A 22,963-nucleotide genomic window follows, 5' to 3' on the forward strand; every position below is an offset into this window, starting at 1 on the left:
GGCGGCGGTGGTGGTGGGATCCCGGCCGCGGTCCGGCGGCGACTCGCCACCGTCGACGACCACCTCGGCCGGGGGCAGGCGTGGCTGGCCACCGCCGTGGTGGTGGCGATCGCCGCGATCCTGCGCTTCGTCGGGCTCGGTCACCCGTCCGGCAAGATCTTCGACGAGACCTACTACGCCAAGGACGCCTACGGGCTGATCGACCGCGGCGTCGAGTGGAACTACAAGGACAACGGCCCGTCCTACGTGGTCCACCCGCCGCTGGGCAAGTGGTTGATCGGGATCGGCGAGTGGGCCTTCGGCTACCAGGACGCCGAGACCAACGTGTCGGTGCCCGGGCACCTGATGACCACCGCGCCGGAGTTCGGCTGGCGCTTCGGCGCGGCGGTGTGCGGCACGCTGTCGGTGCTGCTGCTGGTGCGCATCGGCCGGCGGATGTTCCGCTCCACCACGCTCGGCTGCGCGGCCGGCCTGCTGCTCGCGCTGGACGGCTTCCACCTGGTGCTGTCCCGCACGGCGATCCTCGACATCTTCCTGCTGCTGTTCGTGCTGGCCGCGTTCGGCGCGCTGGTGCTCGACCGGGACGCCCGGCGGCGGCGCTGGGCCCGGGCGTTGGCGGACGGGCTCGACCCGACGACGCCGGGGCGTGCCGGCCGGCCGCCGTCGGGCTGGCGGAACTGGCCGTGGTGGCGGCTGGCCGCCGGGGTCCTGCTCGGGTGTGCCTGCTCGGTGAAGTGGAGCGGGGTCTACTTCGTGCCGGCGTTCGCGTTGCTGGTGCTGCTCTGGGAGGTCGGCGTCCGCCGCTCCTCCGGCGTCCGCCGGCCGTGGCGCGACGCCCTGCTCGACGAGTTGCCCTGGCTGCTCGCGGCCGGCGTGCTGATGGTGGTCACCTACGTGGCCACCTGGTCGGGCTGGTTGCTCAGCGACGAGGGCTACTACCGCCTGGCCAGCCGCTACCCGAACGTTCCGGGCCTGAGCGACACACCGTTCGTCGGCCCGCTGATCAACCTCTGGGAATACCACAAGGCCGCGTACGGCTTCCACACCCAGCTCGACGACCCGCACAAGTACCAGTCCTGGCCGTGGCAGTGGCTGCTGCTGGGCCGGCCGGTCGCGTTCGCCTACAACGGTGACGGCAGCTGCGGTGCGTCGAGCTGCGCCTCCGAGGTGCTGCTGCTGGGCACTCCGCTGCTGTGGTGGTCGTTCCTGCCGGCGCTGGCCGCGACGGCCTGGCTCGGCCTGGCCCGGCGGGACTGGCGCGCCGGGGCGATCCTGCTGAGTGCCGCCGCCGGCCTGCTGCCCTGGTTCTGGTTCGCCCTCGACGGCCGGACGATGTTCTCCTTCTACGCCGCGCCGGCGGTGCCGTTCCTGGTGCTCGCGGTGGTCTATGTGCTCGGTGCGATCGTGACGCCCGCGCCGGTCGCTCCGAGCGCCGCACCGCCGACCGCCGAGCAGGTCAACGACCGTCGCCTGGTCGGCGGCATCATCGCCGGCGCCTATGTGCTGCTGGTCGCGCTCTGCTTCGGCTACTTCTATCCGATCTTCGTGGGGAAGATCCTGCCGTACGCGGACTGGTCCGCCCGGATGTGGCTGGACGGCCGCTGGATCTGAGCGGGCGAGCGCGACGGCCCGGTGGGAAGTTCCCACCGGGCCGTAATTCGGTTGCGATCACCGCGTCGGGCCGCATCGACGGACCGAGCCACGAAAAAGCACGCCCCGATCGCCTGCCACGGGGGAAGCGGGCGATTGGGGCGTGCAAGACAGAGCTTAGCCACAGCGCGCCAGCCGCACAACGGGTGCAGCCGAGTCAGATTTCCGACCGACGCGCCACCCCCCGAAAGGTTTACGTCGGGCATCTAACGGTGGGTCATCCCGCCGGAACATAACGAGTTCGACATCGCCGCCGCCGGGCCGCCGCCGACGCGGCCGGGCGGACCCCGACCCGGATGATCTTCCAAAGTGGATCTCATTACACTTCGCCCGGTGATCAACAAGAGACGATCGACGGCCGTCCTGTTCGGACTGCTGGCGGCGACCGCGCTGATCGGTCCGAGCCCCGCCGGGGCCGACGACGAGACCACCGAACCCGCCGCCGAACCACCCAAGGTCGAGCTGGTTCTCGACGTCAGCGGCTCGATGCGGGCCCGCGACATCGACGGGCGCAGCCGGATCTCCGTCGCGCAGCAGGCGTTCAACGAGGTGGTCGACGGGCTCCCGGACGAGACACAGCTCGGCATCCGCGTGCTCGGCGCGACCTACCGGGGCAAGGACAAGAAGCAGGGCTGCCGCGACACCCAGCAGATCGTGCCGGTCGGGCCGGTCGACCGGGCCCAGGCCAAGGCCGCCGTCGCCGGCCTGCGCCCCACCGGGTTCACCCCGGTCGGGCTGGCGCTGCGGTCCGCCGCGCAGGATCTGGGCACCGGCAGCACCGCCCGCCGGATCGTGCTGATCACCGACGGTGAGGACACCTGCGCCCCGCCCGACCCGTGCGAGGTGGCCCGCGAACTCGCCGCCCAGGGCACCCGGCTGGTGGTCGACACGCTCGGCCTCGCCCCCGACGAGAAGGTACGCCGGCAGTTGCTCTGCATCGCCGGCGCCACCGGCGGCACCTACACCGCGGCGCAGAGCGCCGAGGAGCTGACCGGCCGGATCAAGCAGTTGGTCGACCGGGCCCGCGACACGTACACGGCCACCCCGGCGGTGGTCGGCGGCACGGCGGCCTGCGACGGCGCTCCGCTGCTCGCGCCCGGCGTCTACACCGACCGGGAGACGTTCTCCGAGCACCGCTGGTACCGGGTGCCGGTACGCCCCGGTCAGGAGCTGCGCGCGTCGGTGAGCGTGGCGCTGGACCGGCCGGTGAACCCCGACTACGGCGTGCTGCTGCGCGCCACCGCGCCGGACGGGCGGGAACTGGTCCGCGGCGTCGACGCCGGCAGCGGGCGTACCGACGTGGTGTCGGCCGGCCTGCGCTGGTCGGCCGCCGAGGAGGAGGAAGCGGCCACCCCCGAACCGACCCCCAGCGGTACGCAGGCCGCCCGGACCGTCTGCCTGGTGGTCAGCAACTCGTTCGCGGCCCGCCCGGGCACCCGGGCCGAGCCGGGCATGCCGGTGGAGCTGACCGTGGACGTGGTCGCCGCCTCCCCCGCGCCGGACGGGCCGGACCTCGGCCGCGGCTGGGCCCTGCTGCTCCTGCTCACCCTGGCCGGCCTCCTCACCGGGCTGGTCGCCGGGCTGCTCACCCGCTGGTGGGTCGCCACCTGGAGGGAGAACTGAGGATGCGTACCCTGATCCGCTTCGTGGCGGCAACGGCCGCCACCGGCCTCGCCCTCGCCCCGGCCGCGGCCCTCGCCGCACCGAGCCCGTCACCGGGCGCGACCACCGTGGCCAAGGCCGGCACCTCGTTCCTCACCGCCACCACCATCGACGCCGGCCAGCCGGTGCGGGTGGGCGCCTCCACCGGCGACCACCTCTACTGGTCGTTCCGCGCCGACGCCGGGCAGGTGCACGAGGTCGGCGTCACCGTCACCTTCGGAAAGCCGCGCTCCGGCGCGTCCACCTGGACCGTCGACGTCTTCGACGGTCTGCGCCGCCGGCAGGCCTGCACGGCCGGCGCGCAGACACCGACCGCGGAGCCGGCCGCCACCAGCGTGACGCTCGGTTGCACGCTGCGCCGGGTGCGGCCGTGGGCCGAGCCGTGGTCGGGTGACCCGCTACCAGGCGCCTACTACGTCCGGCTCTCCGTCACCGACCTGCCCGAGCCCGACCTGGGCGCGCCGATCGACGTGGACCTGGTGGTCGGCGCCACCGACTCCGGCGGTGCGTCCGGCGACGACGGTGAGCTGGCGGCGCCGCTGGTGCCGAACACGCGGGCCGGGACGGTGCTGGCCGCCGAGCCGACGCCCGAACCGGTCGCCGCGGAGGAGACCGACCTGACCGGCTGGTTGCCCGAGGCCGGTTCGCGCTGGGTCTGGACCGGCGTGGGCGGCGTGCTCGCCGCCGTGGCCGGCGTCGCCGGCTTCGCCCTCACCCGGCGCCCCCGCCGCCGCTGAGAGCCGCGACCGGTGGCCGCCGTGAACCCGACGCGGCGGCCACCGGAAGCGCCGCGGCTCAGACCGGTCGCGGACCGCGCGGCACCCAGCCGATGAACCGGTCCTGCAACGCGGTGACCGGCGCGGTACGCAGGTCGTGCGTGGCGGCCGCCAGGCACGAACCGAGATAGACGCTCAGCGACGCCCGGTCCACCTGGTACTCGATCAGCAGGTGCCGGCGTTTCGTGGCGCAGGGCCAGTCGTCGCCGCACGAGCCGCAGGTCCAGTCGGGCGTCACGGGGACGTGCTCGCCGGACCGTGGTTCCGACGCCTCCACACCGGGGGTCATCGGCCACTCCTTCCATCGATCTCTACGCTGCCTCCCCCCGCAACGTTCCTTCAGCGCCACAGTGCGCTCCGGCGTTACGGTACGGTCACCGCGTGTTCCCGTCACCCACCGACGCTCGTGCGTGACCTGTTGCCACCCGCCGTCGCCGTGGCGGTGGCGGGCCCGGCCGACTGGTCCGGCCAGCTCCTGCCGGCCGAGCAGGCCGCGCTGGGCGACCGGGCCGTGCCCAGCCGCCGCCGCGACTTCACCGCCGGCCGGGCGTGTGCCCGTCGGGCCCTCGCCACGCTCGGCCTGCCGGTCACGCCGGTGCCCGCCGGCGCCGACCGCGCCCCGGTCTGGCCGGCCGGCGTGGTCGGAGCGATCACCCACACCGACGGCTACTGCGCGGCCGCCGTCGCCCGCGCCGCCGACCTGCGCGCGGTCGGCATCGACGCCGAGCGGCACCGCCCACTCTCCGAGGGGGTACGCCGGAAGGTGTGCCGGCCCGACGAGGAGGCGGACCTGGCCCGGCTGCCGGCCGGTCCGCCCTGGCCGACCGTGCTGTTCAGCGCCAAGGAGACCGTCTACAAGGTCTGGTACCCGCTCGTCGGCACCTGGCTGGGTTTCCCGGACGCCCGGGTCACGCTCGACCCCGACGCGGGCACGTTCCACGCGGAGATCTCCCCGGCCCGGCTCGCCGCCGCTCCGGTGTCCGATCCGCCGCCGTCGGTGACCGGACGGTTCGCGGTGGACGACGGCCTGGTGCGCACCGCCGCCGTCCTGGCACACCGGTGAGGGCCTGACGGCCGGGTTGCCCCCGGCTTGTACCGTCGTTCCGACTGAAAATCCCGAAGGTGCCCAAGGAGTACGGTGAGCAACCCTCAGCCTCCGTCCGGGTCGCAGGACCCGAACCAGCAGCCGCAGGAACCGCCGACAGAGGCGTTCCCCACCGCGCCGATGCCGCCGGCCTCCGGCAGCCCTTGGGCGCCGCCCGCCGCGGACACGCAGCCCATCTCGGGCGCACCGCAGCAGCCGACCTCCGGGGCTCCCGCCTCCGGTACGCCGCAGGCGCCCACCTCGGGCACGCCCGACCCGGCGCCACCCACCGAGGCGTTCCCGCCCGCGCCGCCGACCGAGGCGTTCCCGCCGGCACCGCCGACCTCGGGCACGCCCTACCCGGCGCCACCCACCGAGGCGTTCCCGCCGGCACCGTCCACGGCGGCCTTCCCGCCGGCACCGCCCACCTCGGGCGCGCCGTATCCGCCGCCGGGCAGCGGCCAGCCGCAGCCGGGAGGCGAGTACCCGCAGGCCGGTGGCTACCCGCCGCCGGGCGGTTCGTACCCGCAGGCCGGCTCCTACCCGCCGCCGGGTGGCGCGTACCCGCCCGCAGGCGGCTCGTACCCGCCCCCGGGTGGCGAGTACCCGCAGGCCGGTGGCTACCCGCCGCCCGGCGGGGCGCAGCCGCCGTACCCGCCCACCTCGGGCGCGCCCTATCCGCCGCCCGGGCAGTACCCGCCGGGTGACGCGTACCCGGCCGGGCCGTACCCGCCGCCGGCGCAGCCGTTCGGGCCGCCGGCCAAGAAGTCCAACAAGAACGTCTGGATCACGATCGGCATCGTGGCGGCGGTCCTGCTGCTGCTCTGCTGCGGCGGCGGCATCTTCGCCATCTACAGCGGGGCGAAGAAGACCCAGGAGGCGATCGACAGCCTGCCCACGCCGGGCATCACCTACAGCGACCCGGTCGACGCCCCGACCACCGGCGCGCCGTCCGCCACGCCGCAGCCGGGCACCACCGACAACGAGACGTTCAACATGCCGGCCGGCGACAAGCTCATCATCAACGACGACGAGGGCACCATCGAGATCACGGTTGGCAACTTCCGCACCAAGGACGCCGCCTGCCGGGAGTTCATGCCCGGCCCGAAGAACGGCATGTTCCTGATCGCCGACGTGACCGCCGAGATCACCAAGGGCACCGGCTCGATCAACCCGTTCTTCTTCACCTGGAAGGGATCGGACGGCACCGAGGAGAGTGGCATCGGCGGCGCCTTCTCCGGCTGCGGCAAGCTGATGACGTCGGGCAACAACCTGCCGGTCGGCTCCAAGCGCAGCGGCCAGCTCATCTTCGACGTCAAGGACAAGAGCGGCGTCGTCGAGTACGAGCACAACCTGCGTACCGCCGGGTCCTGGAAGCCCTGACCCACGCGCGACCCGTTCGAGGGGGCCGGTCCCGCCCGGGACCGGCCCCCTCGCCGTTCGGGTGGTCCCGGAGAGCCGTTCGGCCTTTTCCATGTGCACGGGCCGTCCGACGGCCGGCAGGCTCGAACGATGGCGAACGAGACCACCATCCCCCTGCTGCCCTGCCGGCTCCTCGACGACGTGGCACCCTTCTACCAGGCACTCGGCTTCGAGGTGACGTACCGGCAGGCCCGCCCCAACCCCTACCTGGCGCTCCGCCGGGAGGACCTGAACCTGCACTTCTTCGGCATGCCGGAGTTCGACCCGGCCGACTCGTACGGCAGCTGCCTGGTCGTGGTGGACGACCTGGTCGGCATCCACCGTGCCTTCGCGGCGGGCCTGCGCGCCGCGTACGGGAAGGTGCTCGTCTCCGGGGTGCCCCGGATGACCCGACCCCGGGCCCGGGGCAACGACGACGGGCACACCGGTTTCAGCATCGTCGACCCCGGCGGAAACTGGATCCGGTTCGTGGCCCGGGCCAGGACGCCCGGTACCGACGAAGACCCGGCCGGGCTGGCCCGGGCGCTGCGGAACGCGGTGGTGCAGGCCGACTCCCGGGGCAACCCCCGGCAGGCCGCGAAGATTCTCGACGGCGCGCTGGCCCGCCCGGACGCCACCGACGACCCCGCCGTCCACGTGGAGGCGCTGGTCTACCGGGCGGAGCTGGCGCTGCTGCTCGACGAACCGGAGGCGGCGCGGGACCTGCTGCGGCGCGCCGAGGCGGTGCCGCTGGGCGCGGAGTCGCACGAGCGGCTGGCCGACACCCGCCAGCACGCCGCCGACCTGACCGCCGCATTGCCGGCCGACTGAAACTCGCCACTCCCCCAAGATCTTGGTACGAAGCGGCCCCCGCAGGGGCCGAAAACTGCCAAGATCCGGGAGAGTGGGTGCCCGCGTGGCGGCCGAACGGGTGGGCCTCCGCCGGACCGCTGGCCGTCGTGGCTCGGGCCGAACCGTCGCCCCCTGATCGGCGGGGCGGCGTCGGGTCTCATCGGTCGGTCCGAATACCGCCACCTTCGTCACGGCTGGTTGCCGAACTGTCGCCACGGAGCGCTCCGGTCGACCGCTGGCAACTGTTGAGAACGCAAGCAGACTGAAGCGCGTGACGTATCCATCACCGACTCCCGCCGGGTCGGCGCACCCCACGCCGCAGCAGTCGAGGTGGCGTCGGAGTGCTGGTGCTCTGTTGCTGCGGCGGAGTGGCGATCGGCGCGAGCAGTGACTCTCCGGCCGGCCCCGGCAAGAAGGGCGCCGCTCCGGCCACGTCGGCGACGAAGAGTGTCGGGGCCGCCGCCCCCGCACCGGCGATCGTTGATCTGACCGCCTCGGCCCCGGCTTCGGCCTCGTCGACGCCGGAGTCGAGCCGGGCCGCGTCCCCGCCACCCCAGGTCCAGATCAGGACCGTCTCCTCGACCACGAGGATCGACTACCCCACCAGGACGGTGAAGGACGCCACCCTGCCGCGCGGGACGAAGAAGATACGCATCCGCGGCATCGCGGGCGTTCGCACCCTCACGTATCAGGTGACGGTCACCGACGGGGTGCAGACCGCGAAGAAGCTGATCCGGTCGGTGGTCACGAGGCAGCCGGTCACGCAGGTCGTTTCCGTCGGCACCAAGCAGACGCGTAGGTGCGATCCGAACTACAGCGGGGCCTGCGTGCCGATCGCGAGCGACGTCGACTGCTCTGGCGGCAGCGGCAATGGTCCGGCGTACGTGGCCGGCCCGGTCCGCGTCATCGGTAGCGACATCTACGATCTGGACCGGGACGGCGACGGAGTCGGTTGCGACGACTGACCGACAGATCTGGTACGGACGGTGGTGCGACCTCCGCGCACCTATGCTGGGTCGATGGTTCTCGCGGACGTGACCGGTTCCTGGGCCGGCACCAACGGCTTCCGGATGATGCCCGCCGACCCGCTCGTCGAGTCACCGGCCACGCTGACCGTCGCGTCCGCCGCCGGCGGTCACCTGACCACTGTGGCGTACTCCTGGGCGCATCCGGACGACGGCCCGCAGCACGGCCTGGTGGTGATCGCCGCCGGCGAGTCGCCGGGTTCTCTTGTCGCCTGGTGGGGTGACTCGTGGCACCAGCAGCCGACGACGATGACGCTGACCGGCGCGGTGGGCGGGACGGTCGAGCTGGCCGGCGAGTACGGCGGCGGTTGGGCCTGGCGGATCGTGTTCGACACCGTCGAGCCGGGCCACCTGCGGATGCGGATGGACAACGTCGTCCCGGCCGACCAGGCCGAGCCCGACGCGCCCGCCGGCCCGTACCCGGTCATGGTCACCGACCTGCGTCCGGCCTGATTCTCGCCGGCCGGCGCACCGCCTACGCGTAGGGCTCGAAGCGGGGCGGCGGAAGCTCCCGCAGGTGATCGAGCAGGTGAATCCTGCCGGTGCCGCTCAGCGCGTCGAGCAGCAGATCGGCCATGCCACCGGGATAGTGCTCCGCCTCGTCGCACCGGATGTCGACGATCCGGCATCCCCACGTCTCGGCGGGCTGGTCGGTCAACTCCCAGCACAGCTCGAATTCACCGTTCACCGTGCCCCAGGCAAGGAGATCGCCGGATCGCGTGCCGAATCGCCCCTGGCGGCGCCCGACGACGTTCGCCGATTCGTTACGCCACGACAGTTGCGCGACGTAGCTGGTCGGATGGCCACGCCAGTCCGCTTCTTCCGGGTGGAACACCTGGACCAGCCCGAGGGCACCGGGCGGAAACCGCTCCACGTAGCAGCGGAAGTCGGTCGGGAACGGTCGCCCGAAGGTCTTTCGCAGGGACGGCCAGTCCGGCGCGTACGACGTGGCGCCGTGCCAGCCGACCAGATCGGCCAGCAGGTCGATCGCGGGACACTCACCCGTCATGCCGACATGATCCACCACCCGCCGACCCCGTGACCTGCGGGTGGGGTCGCCTCCACCGGTGGCGTCGATCTAGGAGTTATGGCACCTCAGAAATATGGCAGATACCGCATTTACGGGCACCACAGATCCATGATCGACGGAGCAACCGGGCCGCGCTCCCGTCCTCTCGGGGGGTGATCAGGAGGGTGGCGGCACGGCGCGCCGCCACCCTCCTGATCGTCGAGAGCGGGCCGGCGTCAGCTCACCGTGCCGGTGACGGTGCCGCCGGACTTGGTGACGTAGTAGGTCAGCTTGGTGCCGCTCCAGAAGTGGAACGTCAGGGTGACCCGCTGGCCGTCGTTGACCTCGGCGAAGAACTCCGGCTTCAAGGTGATCGTGTTGCTGCTGTAGTTCGGCGCGAACGTCACGTCGAACTCCTTGAACGGGGTCCAGTTCTGCGGGCCGGCGTTGCTGCCGTCGGCGTACTTCGCCTCCATGGTGGCCAGTTGGTCGCCGCGGAACTGCGCCGGCAGGTTGAACCCGCCGGTGGGGCCGGTGGCGTTGCCGAGCACCGGCGGGTCGTACGTGACGATGCTGATCCGCCAGGGCACGCCGGCGGAGAAGCGGGCCTGGAGGTTGGCGTTCACCCCGTAGGCGCGGGAGCCGACCAGCCGGGTGAGCGCCGACGCGGTGAGCGTGAGGGTGCTGCCGGAGACCGTGTAGTCGACGCCGTTGACCAGGTCGGTGGTGCCCTGCCGCAGCCCCTGGAACGTGGTGCCGTTGAGGTTGAGGGTCAGGCTCTTGGCGGTGATCGTGCCGGTACGCGGCACGTACACCTGGTCGCGGGACGCGGTGCCGGAGCGGGTGGTCCAGCTCGACCTGATCTGCGCGAACAGCTCCGGGTCCTTCCACACGAAGGACGTGCGGTCGAAGTGCTGGCCGTTGTCCCAGAGCTGGGTGGTGAGCTTCCGGCTGCGCGCGTAGTGGCCGAGGAACTCGAAGAACTTGAGCTTCTCGCCCTGCTCGATGGTGCCGGTGTGGCGGTCGAAGCCGAGCAGGCCGTACTCGCCGATGATCACCGGGATGTTCCGGGTGACGAACGCGGTGTAGACCCGGTCGAACTGGTCGGTCAGGTCCTGCTGCACGGTGGCGTCGAACGTCGTGCCGCCGGCGATGTTCACGCTGAACGGCCAGTAGCCGTAGAAGTGGACGGTGGCGATCAGGTTCGGGTCGTTCAGCGCGTTGAACGTGCTGACGAGTTCGTCGACCCGGGCCTGCTCGGCCGACGTGTGCAGGGTGGGCAGCACGAGCAGCCGGGTGGCGTTGTTGCCGCCGGACTGGCGGACGATCCGCTGGAACGAGGTGTTCAGCTCGTTGAGCAGGGTGGCGTTCTGCGCGTCGCCGGAGCTGCCGGTGAACTGCGGCTCGTTGACGCTCTCGAAGACCAGCTTCGACGAGGAGCCCCGGAACGCGGCGGCGATCTGGGTCCAGAGCGCGTTGTAGCGGTTCAGCACCGTGGTCCGGTCGGTGGGCATCGTGTTGATCCATTGCCACGAGTCGTGGTGGATGTTGATGACCACGTAGAAGCCGTCCGCGAGGGCCCAGTCGACCACCTCGTGTACCCGGCTGAGCCAGGCGGCGTCGATCGTGTAGTTCGGGGCGCCACCGTGGTGGTTGCTCCAGGTCACCGGGATCCGGATGCTGTTGAAGCCCTGCGCCCGCACGTTGTCCAGCAGCGCCTGGGTCACCCGCGGGTTGCCCCAGGCGGTCTCGTCCGCGCCGACCGCGTCGAACGAGTTGCCGAGGTTCCAGCCGGGCTGCATGGCGGCGACCGCGGCCATCGCGTCCCCGGCCGGCGGCGGGGTGGTGGGCGGGGGCGTGGTCGGCGGCGGCGTGGTGGGCGGCGGGGTGGTGGTGGGCGGCGGGGTGGTGCCACCGACGCCGCCGGTGCAGGCGACGCCGTTGAGCGTGAACGAGGTCGGCGCCGTGTTGGCGCCGGACCAGGAGCCGTTGAAGCCGAACGAGACGCTGCCGTTGGTGGCGATCGCGCCGTTGTAGCCGACGTTGGTGGCGGTGACCTGCGCACCGGATGAGCTGACCGAGGCGTTCCACGCCTGGGTGACCTGTTGGCCGGACGGGAACGTCCAGCGCAGGCTCCAGCCGTTCACCGGGTCGCCGAGGTTGGTGACGGCGACGTCGGCGGTGAAGCCACCGGCCCACTGGCTGGCGGTCGTGTAGGTGACGCGGCAGCCGGCGGCCGCCTGGGCGTTGGTCGCCAGGAGGGCGGTGCCGGCGACGAGTGTCGCGGCGGTGGCGGCCACGAGACCGACCCGGGTGCGGGCCCGCCTCGCGGTACGGAAGAAGCCGAGCATCGTGGTTCCTTCGGGTGGTGGGGTGTGCGCGTGGACGGGTCGGGCGGGCGCGCACCCCGCCCGGCGCGAGAATAAGTTTGCATTCCAAACATTGTCAATCGGCGATGATGGATGCTCTGGAGGTCGGGGGTGTAGGCGGACCGGCTGTCGGGTACCTCGCGCCCGACCCCTTACCCCTGCTCAGGAGGATCCCCATGACCGTCGTACTCGCCGTTGTCTGCAGCGACGGGGTGGTGATCGGCGCGGACTCCCAGATCACCGAGAGCGACCGCGGCCTGAGCTTCCCGGCCCAGAAGCTGCACCCGCTGGGCTCCTGCGCCGCCTGGGGCGGCAGCGGCGCGCGGGGCGTGCTCAACGACCTGCGCCCCCTCCTCCAGGACTCGGCCACCGCCATCCTCGAAGCACCCGACATCGGCGGCGAGCTGCAGGAGCGCGTCCTACCCGTCTTCCGGAAGCACTACGAGAACTACATCCCGGACGTGCCCGGCGAGGGCAGCGGCGGCGGGGTGTCGGCGTACCTGCTCGCGGCCGGCTACAGCCAGGGCGGCCCGTGGATCGTGGAGATCAACCCCAACGGGCTCATCGGCCGCTACGAGGACGTGGGCTTCCACGCGATCGGCTCCGGCGCGCCCATGGCCCAGCAGGCCGGCGCGTTGCTGTCCCACTTCCGGATGACCACCCGCACGGTCGAGTTCGGCGTGGTGGGCGTGGTGCGGGTGCTGGAGGCGCTGGAGCGGACCTCGCCGTCGGTCGGCGGGCCGTTCAGCGTCGCGTGCATCCGCGAGGAGGGCGCCCACCACCTCGACGAGAAGGAGATCGCCAAGGCACTGAAGGACGCCGAGCGCTGGCGCGACCTCGAACAGGAAGCGCTCGACAAGCTGTTCGACTGACGCTCCACACGTTCGAAAAAGGCCGTTTCCGCCTGGCGGAAACGGCCTTTGAACTGGGTGGAGCTGAGGGGATTTGAACCCCTGACCCCCTCGATGCGAACGAGGTGCGCTACCAGTCTGCGCCACAGCCCCTCCGCCGGCGAACCGGCGCAGGTCCCACCCGGCTTTCACCGGGCGGGCCGGCGCCAAGGCTAACAGGTCCCGCCCCCACCACGCGAACCACCCCGCCCCACGCCCCCACGGCAGCGGGTCTCAGCTCGCCCTTCTCGTCGATCTTGGAGTTGTGGCACCTCCGACGAGTCGCCAATGGGGCAACCTTGGCGCCACAAGTCCAAGATCGACGCAAGCGGGAGGCGGGGAGGGGGAGGGCCGGGGGGTCAGGCGCCCCGGCCGGACTGGTAGGGGCGGCCGCGCAGGCCGCCGGCCCGCCGGTAGGAGACCGAACCGCCGCTGGCGGCCGGCGGCAGGTCCGCCGGCCGGTCCAGGCCCATCGCGGTACGCCGGACCGCCTCCCGCTGGGCGGCCAGCCGGCGCTGCGCCTCCCGCCGGGCCGCCGCGCGCCGGGCCTGCTCGCGGCGCACCTCGGCCTGGCGGGCCGCCAACCAGGCCGCCTCCCGGGCGTCCGCGCGCCGCCGCCGGCGCTCGGCCAGGGCCCGCTGCCGCAGGTGTACGACGTACGCGACGAGCAGCGCGCCGGTGACCGAGACGCTGATCCAGAACCCGGGACCGACGAGCATCACGCCGACCAACTCGACCAGGTTGAGCAGGAGCAGCGCGGCGAGCACCCGGCGGCGGCGGTAGACCGCCGGGGTGTGCCGACGCCGGGGCGGGTGCCGTCGGCGGGACTGCGCCGGGATCGCCGAAACGGGCCGGAGTCGGCCGGAGCGCCGCCGGACCGGCGGGGCGGAGACCGGCCGGTCGAGACCGCCCGTGTCGGAATTCTCACTCAAGGTGACGACAAGCGCGCGCGGCGGGTGCAGCGGGCGTCGTCCGGGCACGGTGCGGCGACGACGCTCGCGCTGGAGCACCCGCGCCGTCGACTGCGCCCGCTCCGCCACCAGCCGCTCGGTGGCGTCGTACCGGCGGACCAGCGCCGGAGCGAAGGCGAGCAGACCGGCGGCGGCGAGGACGGCGAGGAGCACCGACGTCGGCACCCTCACCCCTCCCGTCACCAAGTTCGGGGCGAGCGCCACACGACCGCAACTTCTTCCGTCGACTCTCGTTAACGGCGCACATCATGCGGGCGGACAGCGCTTGCCACAGCTTGCAGTTACTTGAGGTTACGGGCCGCCGACCCGGTTCACCGTGCGCCGCGCCGGGCGCTCACCGCCCGAAGGGGTCAACGCCGGTTGTCACGTACGCGGTGCCAACGGGCCAGCAGCCCGCCCTCGGCGGCCACTTCCTCACCGGTCATCGCATATCCGATGTGGTCCCGCCAGGCGCCGTCGATGTGCATGTACCGCACGTGGTAGGCCTCCTCGCGGAAGCCCAACTTCTCCACCACCCGCCGGGACGGGACGTTCTCCGGCCGGATGTTCACCTCGATCCGGTGCAGGCCACCGGGGCCGAACGCGTGGTCCACGGCGAGCGCCACCGCGGTGGGGATCACACCCCGGCCGGCCACCCGGGAGTCGACCCAGTAGCCGACGTACCCCGAGCAGAACGCCCGCCGCACGATGCTGCCCACGTTGAGGTGGCCGACCAGCCGCTCCTGCCCGCCCTCGCGCAGGCAGACCGCGAACGGCATGCCGTCGCCGGTGCGCGCGGACCTCCGCTGGTCGGCGTGGACCAGGCGGAACGCGGCCGGCGAGTTCGTCTCGTCCCACCCGCCCGGCACGTGCGACTCCCACGGGGCCAGCCACTCCCGGTTGGCCCGCCGGATCGTCGACCAGGCCACCGCGTCCGAGCGCCGGTAGGGCCGCAGCACCACCGGACCGTCCACCAGCACCGCCGGCCACCCCGGCGCCCGCCGGAACATCACCGAACCCTCGCGCTCACCGGCGCCGGTCCAGCAGGAGCACGTCCACGGTGGAGCCGGCGGCGGCGGTGGTGACCCGCTCGCCGAGCACCAGCAGGCCGTTCGCCTCGGCCAGGCCGGAGAGGGTGAAGGGGCCGCCGGTCAGCGGCTGCACGGTGTAGCCGCCGCCGCGCCGCTCGGCGACGTGCGCGGGGCGGAACTCGCGCAGCCCCACCGGGGACGCGACCGTCTCCAGCAGGTGTGCGCGCACACTCGGCCGGAACACCGGCTCGGCCCCGGCCAGCAGTTGGATGGCCGGGCGCGCCAGCACCTCGAAACCGATCAACGCCGCGCCGGGCTCACCGGGCAGACACACCACCGGCACCTCCTCGGCGCCGACCGTACCGAACCCGAGAGCCGTTCCCGGATAGAGGGCCACCTCTGTGAAGGAGACCGGGCCGGCCCGCCCGCCGTCGCGGCGGGACAGGATCCGGCGGACCATGTCGCCCGGGCCGGTGCCGGTGCCGCCGGTCGTGATGATCAGGTCGGCCCGCAGCGTCTGGTCCTCCAGCAGGCCACGCAGCGCCTCCGGGTCGTCGTCGCAGATGCCCACCCGGTACGCGAGCCCGCCCGCCTCGGCCGCCGCCGCGGTCAACGCGTGCGAGTTGGTGTCCACCACCTGGCCGGGCTGGCTGCCCCGGCCCACGTCGACCAGCTCGTCGCCGGTGGCCACGATGACCACCCGCGGGCTGGGCCGCACCACCACGTGCCCGATGCCGGTGGCCGCGAACACCGCCACCAGGGCCGGCGAAACGTACGCGCCGGCGCGGGCGAGCAGCGTGCCGGCGACCAGCTCCTCTCCGGCGCGGCGCAGGCCGTACCCGCGTTTGGGGGCGCGGAAGATCTCCACCGCGGCCATGCCCTGGTCGGTCCACTCCACCGGGACCACCACGTCCGCGCCGATCGGCAGCGGCGCGCCGGCCGCCACCGAGAAGCACGCACCGGGGGTGAGCCGGACCGGCCGCCAGCTCGCCGCGCCCAGGTCGCCGACCACGTTGAGCCGGATGCTGCGCCCGCCGGGCATACCGGAGGGGGCCGGGACGTAGCCCGGCCCCCGGCTCCCTCCGGAGATGTCCTCCCAGCGCGCGGCGTACCCGTCCACCGCCGCCTGGTCGAAGGCGGGGAACGAGTGCGGGGCGACCACGTCCTCGGCGAGCACGTTGCCGTACGCCTGGGTCAGGTCGAGGTCGAGCGGAGGCAGCGCGCGTAACCTGCGCAGCACACTGCCCAGGTAGTCGGCGAGCGGCGTCAACTCGTTCGCGGCCGCCTCGGCGTCGGCCGTCGCGGTCATGTATTGGCACCGCCGGACGCGTCGGTGTTGACGAACTCGGCCAGCCACTTGCGGAACTCGGCGCCCAGGTCCTCGCGCTCGGCGGCGATCTGGACCACGGTCTGCAGGTAGCCGAGCGGCATGCCGGTGTCGTAGCGGGTGCCCCGGTAGACGATGGCGTGCACCGGCACGCCCTCGGTGCGCAGCAGCTCCATCGCGTCGGTGAGCTGGATCTCACCGCCGCTGCCCGGCTCGGTGCGCCGGATCGCGTCGAAGATCCGCCCCGGGAGCACGTACCGGCCGAGGACGGCGAGGTTGCTGGGCGCCTCGTCCGGGCTGGGCTTCTCGACCATCCCGGTGACCTTGACGACCTCGGCGATGTCGGAGTATTCGGACTCGGCCGGCTCGACCGAGGCGATCCCGTAGCGGCTGGTCTCGGCGGGGTCGACCTCGAAGAACGCGAGCACCACCCCACCGGTGCGGGCCTGCAACTCCAGCATGGCCGGCAGCAGCGGCTCGGAGGGCTTGACGAACTCGTCGCCGAGCAGCACCGCGAAGGGCGCGTCGCCGACGTGCGACTCGGCGTAGCCGACCGCGTGACCCAGACCGAGCTGCTCCGGCTGGCGGCAGGTGTAGATCGCGGCCAGCTCCTCGGTGCGCTTCACCGCGGCCAGCAGCTCGGGCTTCTTGGCGAGTCGTTCCTCCAGGTCGGGCCGCCGGTCGAAGTGGTCGACCATGGAGGTCTTGCCCCGCCCGGTGATCAGCAGCACGTCGGTGATGCCGGCCTGGGTGGCCTCCTCGACGATGTACTGCAGGACCGGCCGGTCGACGACCGGCAACAGCTCCTTGGGGACCGCCTTGGTGGCCGGCAGGAACCGGGTGGCCAGGCCGGCGGCCGGGATGACGGCCTTGACCGCGCGGGAGCGACCGGAGGCCGCTGAGGGGTTCGCTGAGTGCTCCGACATGCCGCGAGACTATCGGCCACGGCTCTGCCGCGGCGGGTGAGGACCGGAAGACGCGCCGCCCGGTGCGGCGCTCGCCGGGTCCGCCGCGCCCGCCCTGGGCAGCCCGTCGGGTGGGCTGACCGTGGCCGCCGCCACCGGAATCTCCTGGGTGCGCACCGGATCCCCGACCGACGCCAGCCGGAAGCCGTCCCGCCCGGCGGCCTTCGCCGCGTAGAGCGCGTCGTCGGCCGCGTCGAGCACCTGCTGGCCGCCGGCGGCGTGGTCCGGGTAGACCGCGATGCCGATGGACACCGTCACCGGCACCCGCAGCGGCTCGTCGCCGTGCCCGTCGACCGGCACCGGCTGGTCGCGCACCACCGCGCCGATCCGCTCGGCGACGATCGTGGCGCCCCGGGCGTCGGTCTCCGGCAGCAGCACCACGAACTCCTCGCCGCCGTGCCGGAACGCCAGGTCCACCTCGCGGATCACGCCGCGCACCCGGCGGGCGAACTCGACCAGCACCGCGTCCCCGGCGGCGTGCCCCCAGGTGTCGTTGACGTGCTTGAACCGGTCCAGGTCGAGGGCGAGCACGCTGAGCATCCGGCCGAACCGGTTCGCCCGCTCCACCTCCCGCCGGATCGACTCGCGCAGGTAGCGGTAGTTCCACAGCCCGGTCAGCGGATCGGTGAGGGAGAGCCGCTGCGCCTCCTCGTGCACCCGGACGTTCTCCACCGCCACCGCCGCGTGCCCGCCGAACGTCCGCAGCATGACCAGGTCGTCGTCGTCGAACTCGTCCCCGCCGAGCCGGTCGTAGAGCGCCAGCACGCCGAGCGCGGCGCTGGGCGGGGCGGCCGGGTCACCGTCGGCCGGCGGGTGGCCGGGCCGCTCCGGGCCGCGCGCCTCGGGCGCGGCGAACGGCACCGCCACGTACGTCTCGCAGGTCGGCTCTCCGGTCGGCGCGTCCGGCGGGGTCCACCGGCCGCGCAGCGGCTCCCCGGTGGCGGCCACCGCGCCGACCACCCCGGCGCCGACCGGCACCCGCAACGTCGCCGGGTCGGCCGGGTCCTCGGTCGGCCAGCGCCCGGCCAGCCCCTCCACGCACTGGCCGACCAGCACTCCGTGGCCGTCGAGCAGCAGTACCGCCCCGGCCCGCGCGCCGGTCCCGGCGATCGCGCTGTCCAGGATCACCCGCAGGATGCGTTGCAGGTCGTGCGTGCTGGCCAGGGTGTCGCCGAGCACCACCAGGTGGTTGCGGAGCTGGTCCCGGCTGCTGGTCAACGCCGCCACGTAGCTGCCGGTCTCCCGGGTCATCCGGTTGAACGCGCCGGCCAGCCGGCCGATCTCGTCCCGGCTGCGCACCGGCACCCGGGCGGTCAGGTCGCCGTGCGCCACCCGGTCCACCGCGCCGGCCAGCTCGACCAGCGGGCGGGTGGTCACCCGGGCCAGCCGCCAGGCGGCCAGCACCGCCAGCAGCGCGGCCAGCACCACCGCGGCGACCAGCGCGCCGTACAGGCCGGGCGGGCGCTGCTCCGGCACCGAGAGCACCAGCGGCAGCGGCTGCCCCGGCGACGGCCCGACCCGACGCACGTACCGGCCGTCGCCGGCGCCGACCACCCGGTCCCCGGCCACCCGGCGGGCGGCGGCCAGCACCGCCGCGCGTACCCCCTGGTCCTCGGTCGTGTGGATGATCCGCCCGGGGTCGCCGAGGAGGGTGATCCCGACGCCGGTCACGGCCGCGAGCCGCGCCACGAAGGCCGGGTCGACGGGCTGCGCGGCGGCGACCGCACCGAGGTCCGCGCCGGCCGGGTCGCGGAGCCGGACCTGGACGGCGAGCGCGCCCACCGGGCCGGCCGGCGTGCCGGCGCAGTCCTGCCAGGGGCCGGCCGGGCCGCCGGCGGTGGCGTAGCTGGTCCGGCCGGTCGGGTCGGCGATCACCACGGCGGCGGCCAGCCCCCGGCCGACCACCTGGTCGGCGGCGCGCGACCGGGCTGCCGGGTCGGCGACCAGCGCGACCGCGTCGGCCGCCGCGCGCAGTTGCTGACAGAGGGCGTCGACGGAGGTGCGCACGCCGGCCGCGGCCAGCCCCAGCCGCTCGGTGGCCCGGCTGCGGTCCACCGCGCTCAACGTGGTGCCCACGAAGACCGCACCGAGCAGCACGGGGCCGAGGACCACCACGAGGAAGGCCACCGTCAACCGCCCGCGTAGCGTCAAGCCTTCCCCCCGGAAGTTCCGCGCCCCTTGGTGCGATGCTGACACAGAGCGACCGGTAGACAAGCGTTGCGTCAGGAGTGTTGCGTGCCGGATTTTTCGGATGAGGTGCACGAGGCGAAACGGGAGCTGCGCGGCACGCTGCTCGCCGCCCGCCGGTCGCTGTCCGCGACCCGGCGCGCCGAGGCCGCCGCGTCCGTGCAGGCCGAGCTGACCTCCCTGGTACGCCGGCTGCGGCCGGCCCGGATGACCGCGTACGTTCCGGTCGCCTCGGAGCCCGGCGGGCCCGACCTGCCCGAGGTGCTGCGCGCCGCGCTGCCCGCCGACGCCGAGCTGCTGCTGCCGGTGCTCGCCGACGACCTGGACCTGGACTGGGCCGCCTACACCGACCGGGAGTCGCTGCGGGCCGCCGGTCGGGGCCTGCGCGAGCCGACCGGGCCGCCGTGGGGCCGGGCCGCGGTGGCCGGGGCCGACCTGGTGGTGGTGCCGGCGCTGGCGGTGGACCGCCGGGGCGTCCGGCTGGGTCGGGGTGGCGGCTCGTACGACCGGGCGCTGGCCCGGGTGCCCGCGACCGTGCCGACGGTGGCGCTGCTGCACGACGGTGAGCTGGTCACCGCCGTTCCCGCCGACCCGCACGACCGGCCGGTGCACTGCGTGATCACGCCCACCGACGGGCTGGTCGCGGTGCCGGGTGTGGGACCGGGCGCTTCCGCTGGACGAATCCGGGTGCGATGACGCACCATTGGCACTCGAAGACCACGAGTGCCAGACAGGCCGTGCCCAGATCCGGAGGAGAACGTGCCCACGTACCAGTACGCCTGCACCGCGTGCGGCCACCAGCTCGAGGCGGTGCAGTCCTTCTCGGACCAGCCGCTGACCGAGTGCCCCGCGTGCGAGGGGCGGCTGCGCAAGCTCTTCAACTCGGTCGGCATCGTGTTCAAGGGCTCCGGCTTCTACCGGACGGACTCCCGTTCGTCCGGTTCCGACAACGCCGCCGGCAGCACGAACAAGCCGGCCAAGTCCGAGTCGTCGACGTCGTCCTCGTCCGACTCCTCGTCGTCGTCCTCGTCGTCCGGGTCGTCCTCGGCGTCCTCGTCGTCCTCGTCGTCGGGGGGCGGTTCGGGTTCGACCGCGAGCAAGGCCTCGGCCGCCAGCTCGTCCTGACGCTCGCGCTTTCGGAAGTGGCCGTCCCGTCCGGGGCGGCCACTTCTCGCGTCTGCGAAAGGCGGGGCCCCCTGTTAACGCATTCGGTAGAGGCGGGGCCCCCTCTTAACACCTTTCGATCGGACGAGCGCGCCGCCCGGCGCGGTGGCGGCGTCAGCGCACCCGGGAGCAGCGGCCTCGCCGAACCGGTGGTTCCCGCCGGCTCGCGCCCCCGACTCGTCCACAGCCTGACGGGTTATCCACAGGGCGAGCGCTGGGGCGACGCGGAGCGACGGAGCCCGCCTAGCCTGCTGGTGGGCCGGACGCGGTCTGGCCCAGCCGGGACTGGTCGGACCATGCCAGGACGGGCGGGCCGGGCCGGAAACGGCCGGGCCGGGCCGGAAACGGCCGGGCCGGGCCGGAAACGGGCGACGGGCCGGTGGTCGGGATGCGGGGACGGGCGGGAGGCCGGCGGTGGCGGGTGCGGAGTCGACGTTGCGACCGGTGCGCTGGCGGGGGCTGCCCCGACGCCGGACGCTGATTCGGGTGACCCTGGTCGCGGCGCTGCTGGGGCTGGCCGCCGCGGTGCTGCAGACCCCGGCCGGCTGTCCACCCGGGCCGACCCCGGCCGGCGCGCCCACGACGCCCGACCCGGCCCGCGCCACCGGGGCTCCGGCGCTGCCCGCAGGGGCGGTCGGCGTGCCGATCCGGCTGGCCGAGCCGGCCGCCCTGGCCGTGCTGCGCCCGGGTGCCCGGGTCGACCTGCTGGTGGTGCCGGCCGGCGGGTCACCCGACCCGAGCCTGCTCGCCCCGCGCGCGCTGGTGCTCGACGTGGTGGGCGCCGCCGGGGCGGTCGACGGGTCCTCGGCGCTCTACCTGGCGCTCCCGCCGGAGCAGGCTCGGCGCGCGGTCGGCCTGCCCGAGGGCAGCCGTTTCGCCGTGGTCGTACGCGGCTGACGTCGGCCGCGACCGGTCAGTCAGTCCCAGTGCGGCGGGCGCTCGGCGAGCAGCCAGTCGTCGCTGCCGCTGGGGCGCTCGCCCCAGCCACGGTCGGTGTCGTCGGTGGTCTGCTCGGGCAGCACCACGAAGTCTTCGCTGAGGTCGACCACGCGGTCGTCGTCGCCGCGCGGGACCCGGATGCCGGGTTCGGTCACGAGCAGCAACGATACCGCCGCCGGACGACAACCCGCCTTCCCCGCGCCGCCCGCCGAACGTGACGCGGTCGGTCCATCGACGCTCGCCGCGTCGGGCGGCCGAGCGGCCGAGGCGTTGGTAGCGTCGGTCGGCGTGACGACGCCGAGCGGCAACCCCGACGAGACCTGGCGACGCCCCGAGCAGCCGGCCGCAGCGGACGGGACACCGGACGCGGACCGCACCGGCGCCGGCCCACCGGCCGGAGCGGGTCACGCTGCCGGCGGCACGGCCGAGGAGGTGGACCCCGCCGGCGCGGGCTCGGCCGTGACGACGCCGACGGTCCCGGAGACGGCGGGCAGGGCCGACGCGAGTCCCGCCGGAACCGGCCCGACCCACCCGAGCGACCCCGCAGGTGACGATACGCCCGACGCGGCACGTTCCGAAGCGACCGGCCCGGCGGACGCCTCCGACGCGGCCTGGCGTCCGGCCGCCGGGTCCGGCGCTCCTGACGACCGCACGGGCGACACCGGCGTTGCCGAAGCCGGGGCGCCCGGCACCGGCGCGACCCACGTTCCCGAGGCGGCTGCGGCCGGGGGCGTCAGCCCGTGGTCGCGGGCGGGTGCCTCGGAGAGCCCCTGGGCGCGGCCGGGCCCGACCGCGCCGGCCGGGGGGTGGACCCCGACCGGCGGTGGGTGGCCCGACCCGGCCGGTCCCGCCGGCCACCCGGCGCCGGGCGGGTACGCCGGACCGCCGCCCAGCACCCCGCCGCCGCCCGGCTGGCGACCGCCGGTGCACGTGCAGGTGCCACCACCCCGCCGGCTCCCACCGCAGGACATGGCCGCCATGGACCGGTCCGAGCAGCGCGCCCAGCAGCTCACCTACGGCATCGGGGCGGTCGTCGGCGTGGTGCTGTTGCTGCTGACGTGCCTGCTCTGCTCGCGGATCCTGTTCTGAGCGACCTCGGATCGGGAGCGAGTCGTCAGACGATGCCGTCCCAGACCGTCTTGGCCCCGCTGTCGCCGGTCAGGTAGACGTAGACCAGCGCGAACACGGCGAGCACGACCGCCACGGCGGTGAGCGCGATCGGCACCCAGCGGGGCAGGTCGCGGGTGCGGGCGAAGCCCTTGGTGCTCAGCACCAGCAGGAGCGCGACGACCGCGAGGCCGAGCGTGAACCAGAGCAGCGTCTCGCCGTACTCGGAGTGCTCGTGGATCTTCCGGAGCCCCTCGGCCGGGTAGCCGCGTGACTCCAGCACCTCCTCCAGCTCCTCGCCGGATTCCGTCGCCACCCAGGCGAGGATCGGGGTGACCACGGCGAGCGCGACCACCGCCCAGTCCAGCCGGGGCCGCCAGCGGGGCAGCACCCCGTAGGCGACGGTGAGCAGCGCCAGCAGCGGCACCAGCACCACCACCGCGTGAATGACCAGAACGTGGCCTGGAAGACCGTTGACTTCCCTGAACACCGACACCTCCGGCGAGTGGACGGATTCGCGCGCGGTCAGCGTACGACGCGGCGTGGTCGCACACCGAGATCCACGCGGCGCGAAC

The 22,963-nt window shown here is 73.8% G+C and carries 23 protein-coding genes and 1 tRNA gene; 13 read left to right on the top strand and 11 right to left on the bottom strand.

Annotation, left to right across the window (positions count from 1 at the left end; genetic code table 11):
* Window positions 1-18: 18 nt before the first annotated feature.
* From GA0070213_RS10005 to GA0070213_RS10015, 3 genes are all read left to right on the top strand, one after another.
* Complete coding sequence (locus tag GA0070213_RS10005; RefSeq protein WP_425412813.1) at window positions 19-1,611, top strand: dolichyl-phosphate-mannose--protein mannosyltransferase; 1,593 nt, start codon at window positions 19-21, stop codon at window positions 1,609-1,611.
* A gap of 372 nt (window positions 1,612-1,983) precedes the next feature.
* A complete protein-coding gene (locus GA0070213_RS10010; protein ID WP_091061184.1) occupies window positions 1,984-3,273 on the top strand; it encodes a VWA domain-containing protein in 1,290 nt (429 codons plus the stop codon).
* A gap of 2 nt (window positions 3,274-3,275) precedes the next feature.
* The gene (locus GA0070213_RS10015; protein WP_091061189.1) at window positions 3,276-4,049 is read left to right on the top strand and encodes a peptidase; all 774 of its coding nucleotides are present in this window, start codon (window positions 3,276-3,278) and stop codon (window positions 4,047-4,049) included.
* 58 nt (window positions 4,050-4,107) lie between these two features.
* On the opposite strand, the gene GA0070213_RS10020 is transcribed toward GA0070213_RS10015, so the two are convergent.
* Window positions 4,108-4,377, bottom strand: a complete 270-nt coding sequence (locus tag GA0070213_RS10020; RefSeq protein ID WP_091061192.1) for a hypothetical protein — start codon at window positions 4,375-4,377, stop codon at window positions 4,108-4,110.
* A 117-nt stretch (window positions 4,378-4,494) separates the two neighbouring features.
* Here GA0070213_RS10020 and GA0070213_RS10025 point away from each other — a divergent pair, with 117 nt between their 5' ends.
* From GA0070213_RS10025 to GA0070213_RS10045, 5 genes are all read left to right on the top strand, one after another.
* The gene (locus GA0070213_RS10025; protein ID WP_091061195.1) at window positions 4,495-5,151 is read left to right on the top strand and encodes a 4'-phosphopantetheinyl transferase family protein; all 657 of its coding nucleotides are present in this window, start codon (window positions 4,495-4,497) and stop codon (window positions 5,149-5,151) included.
* 75 nt (window positions 5,152-5,226) lie between these two features.
* The gene (locus tag GA0070213_RS10030; protein WP_091061197.1) at window positions 5,227-6,555 is read left to right on the top strand and encodes a DUF4352 domain-containing protein; all 1,329 of its coding nucleotides are present in this window, start codon (window positions 5,227-5,229) and stop codon (window positions 6,553-6,555) included.
* 129 nt (window positions 6,556-6,684) lie between these two features.
* Window positions 6,685-7,404, top strand: coding sequence for a VOC family protein (locus tag GA0070213_RS10035; protein ID WP_091061201.1), 720 nt, complete (start codon window positions 6,685-6,687; stop codon window positions 7,402-7,404).
* 362 nt (window positions 7,405-7,766) lie between these two features.
* Entirely contained in the window at window positions 7,767-8,390 is a 624-nt protein-coding gene (locus tag GA0070213_RS31835) for a G5 domain-containing protein (protein ID WP_217628603.1), read from the top strand.
* 54 nt (window positions 8,391-8,444) lie between these two features.
* Window positions 8,445-8,903 carry a DUF1579 family protein gene (locus tag GA0070213_RS10045; RefSeq protein ID WP_091061204.1) on the top strand — a complete coding sequence of 153 codons (459 nt, stop codon included), beginning with the start codon at window positions 8,445-8,447 and terminating at the stop codon, window positions 8,901-8,903.
* A 22-nt stretch (window positions 8,904-8,925) separates the two neighbouring features.
* Here the strand turns inward: GA0070213_RS10045 and GA0070213_RS10050 are convergent, their stop codons facing one another.
* Entirely contained in the window at window positions 8,926-9,477 is a 552-nt protein-coding gene (locus GA0070213_RS10050; RefSeq protein ID WP_139128650.1) for a hypothetical protein, read from the bottom strand.
* Between the two features lie 218 nt (window positions 9,478-9,695).
* A complete protein-coding gene (locus tag GA0070213_RS10055; RefSeq protein ID WP_091061212.1) occupies window positions 9,696-11,810 on the bottom strand; it encodes a cellulase family glycosylhydrolase in 2,115 nt (704 codons plus the stop codon).
* A gap of 194 nt (window positions 11,811-12,004) precedes the next feature.
* Between GA0070213_RS10055 and GA0070213_RS10060 the strand changes: the two genes are divergently transcribed.
* Window positions 12,005-12,700: a proteasome protein gene (locus GA0070213_RS10060; RefSeq protein WP_091061216.1), complete on the top strand. Its 696-nt coding sequence runs from the start codon at window positions 12,005-12,007 to the stop codon at window positions 12,698-12,700.
* A gap of 58 nt (window positions 12,701-12,758) precedes the next feature.
* Here GA0070213_RS10060 and GA0070213_RS10065 read toward each other — a convergent pair.
* From GA0070213_RS10065 to GA0070213_RS10090, 6 genes are all read right to left on the bottom strand, one after another.
* Window positions 12,759-12,832, bottom strand: a tRNA-Ala gene (locus GA0070213_RS10065).
* Window positions 12,833-13,077: 245 nt separating this feature from the next.
* Window positions 13,078-13,860, bottom strand: coding sequence for a divisome protein SepX/GlpR (gene sepX, locus GA0070213_RS10070; RefSeq protein WP_175441276.1), 783 nt, complete (start codon window positions 13,858-13,860; stop codon window positions 13,078-13,080).
* Window positions 13,861-14,039: 179 nt separating this feature from the next.
* Window positions 14,040-14,678, bottom strand: a complete 639-nt coding sequence (locus tag GA0070213_RS10075; RefSeq protein ID WP_091061223.1) for a GNAT family N-acetyltransferase — start codon at window positions 14,676-14,678, stop codon at window positions 14,040-14,042.
* A 16-nt stretch (window positions 14,679-14,694) separates the two neighbouring features.
* Window positions 14,695-16,008, bottom strand: a complete 1,314-nt coding sequence (locus tag GA0070213_RS10080) for a molybdopterin molybdotransferase MoeA (protein WP_091061227.1) — start codon at window positions 16,006-16,008, stop codon at window positions 14,695-14,697.
* On the bottom strand, window positions 16,005-16,952 hold the full coding sequence (locus GA0070213_RS10085; RefSeq protein WP_091061230.1) for a UTP--glucose-1-phosphate uridylyltransferase: 948 nt from the start codon (window positions 16,950-16,952) through the stop codon (window positions 16,005-16,007). The genes GA0070213_RS10080 and GA0070213_RS10085 overlap by 4 nt, the downstream gene beginning before the upstream one ends.
* Before the next feature lie 9 nt (window positions 16,953-16,961).
* Entirely contained in the window at window positions 16,962-19,142 is a 2,181-nt protein-coding gene (locus tag GA0070213_RS10090) for a GGDEF domain-containing protein (protein ID WP_175441277.1), read from the bottom strand.
* A gap of 84 nt (window positions 19,143-19,226) precedes the next feature.
* Between GA0070213_RS10090 and GA0070213_RS10095 the strand changes: the two genes are divergently transcribed.
* From GA0070213_RS10095 to GA0070213_RS10105, 3 genes are all read left to right on the top strand, one after another.
* A complete protein-coding gene (locus GA0070213_RS10095) occupies window positions 19,227-19,874 on the top strand; it encodes a 5-formyltetrahydrofolate cyclo-ligase (RefSeq protein ID WP_091061233.1) in 648 nt (215 codons plus the stop codon).
* Window positions 19,875-19,937: 63 nt separating this feature from the next.
* Complete coding sequence (locus GA0070213_RS10100; RefSeq protein WP_091061237.1) at window positions 19,938-20,303, top strand: FmdB family zinc ribbon protein; 366 nt, start codon at window positions 19,938-19,940, stop codon at window positions 20,301-20,303.
* A gap of 525 nt (window positions 20,304-20,828) precedes the next feature.
* Window positions 20,829-21,239, top strand: a complete 411-nt coding sequence (locus GA0070213_RS10105; protein WP_245716328.1) for a flagellar biosynthesis protein FlgA — start codon at window positions 20,829-20,831, stop codon at window positions 21,237-21,239.
* 20 nt (window positions 21,240-21,259) lie between these two features.
* Here the strand turns inward: GA0070213_RS10105 and GA0070213_RS10110 are convergent, their stop codons facing one another.
* Window positions 21,260-21,442, bottom strand: coding sequence for a hypothetical protein (locus GA0070213_RS10110; RefSeq protein WP_091061512.1), 183 nt, complete (start codon window positions 21,440-21,442; stop codon window positions 21,260-21,262).
* 127 nt (window positions 21,443-21,569) lie between these two features.
* On the opposite strand from GA0070213_RS10110, the gene GA0070213_RS32645 reads away from it, so the two are divergent.
* Window positions 21,570-22,370 carry a hypothetical protein gene (locus GA0070213_RS32645; protein WP_342670496.1) on the top strand — a complete coding sequence of 267 codons (801 nt, stop codon included), beginning with the start codon at window positions 21,570-21,572 and terminating at the stop codon, window positions 22,368-22,370.
* Window positions 22,371-22,395: 25 nt separating this feature from the next.
* Here the strand turns inward: GA0070213_RS32645 and GA0070213_RS10120 are convergent, their stop codons facing one another.
* The gene (locus tag GA0070213_RS10120) at window positions 22,396-22,878 is read right to left on the bottom strand and encodes a DUF2231 domain-containing protein (protein WP_091061514.1); all 483 of its coding nucleotides are present in this window, start codon (window positions 22,876-22,878) and stop codon (window positions 22,396-22,398) included.
* Window positions 22,879-22,963 lie beyond the last annotated feature (85 nt).

Source organism: Micromonospora humi (assembly GCF_900090105.1).
Lineage (GTDB): Bacteria > Actinomycetota > Actinomycetes > Mycobacteriales > Micromonosporaceae > Micromonospora > Micromonospora humi.